1 protein-coding gene is annotated in these 502 nt (G+C 63.3%); it reads right to left on the bottom strand.

Going from position 1 to position 502, the window contains the following annotated elements; translation table 11 throughout:
- A partial coding sequence (locus tag F8N80_RS31040; RefSeq protein WP_150785352.1) for a fimbria/pilus outer membrane usher protein occupies positions 1 to 502 on the bottom strand: 502 nt, incomplete at both ends.

Genomic DNA, 502 nt, shown 5'->3' on the forward strand with positions numbered 1-502 from the left:
CCTCCAGGTCGCCACTGCCAGCCGCCGAATTCAGGTCGCGGATCTCGAACGCGCCGGGCGGGACGAAGGTGCTGTAAAGCGAATACCCATGCTGGCGCACCTCGACTTTCGCCTGGGTCCGGGCAGTGCCCTGCACCACAGGCGCGTATCCTTGTAACGAATCAGGAAGCATCTGCGGGTCGCTGGCCAGTTGCACGCCACGGAAAGGGATGCTTTGCAGGGTATCGCCCGAGGTCACGCTTTCGCCGACCAGCAATTGGCCGGCGGTGCCCGGCAGGTCGTGTTGCAAGAAGCTCGCAACGCGCTCCCAGGTACCGTCTTGGCGATACGAGGAGCTGGAGCGCAGTCGCCATGCACCCAGGTTCATACCGCCATTGAGGTACAGGCTGTATTGGTCGCCGCTGCGGTGCTGATACCGGCTATTGGCGCCGGAGAACTGATAGTTAAGAAAACCAGCGTTGACGCCCCCGTCCCACTCCTCAGGCGGCACGTAGCCCAGGGC

The sequence above is a fragment of the Pseudomonas fluorescens genome (genome assembly GCF_902497995.1).
GTDB lineage: Bacteria > Pseudomonadota > Gammaproteobacteria > Pseudomonadales > Pseudomonadaceae > Aquipseudomonas > Aquipseudomonas fluorescens_BK.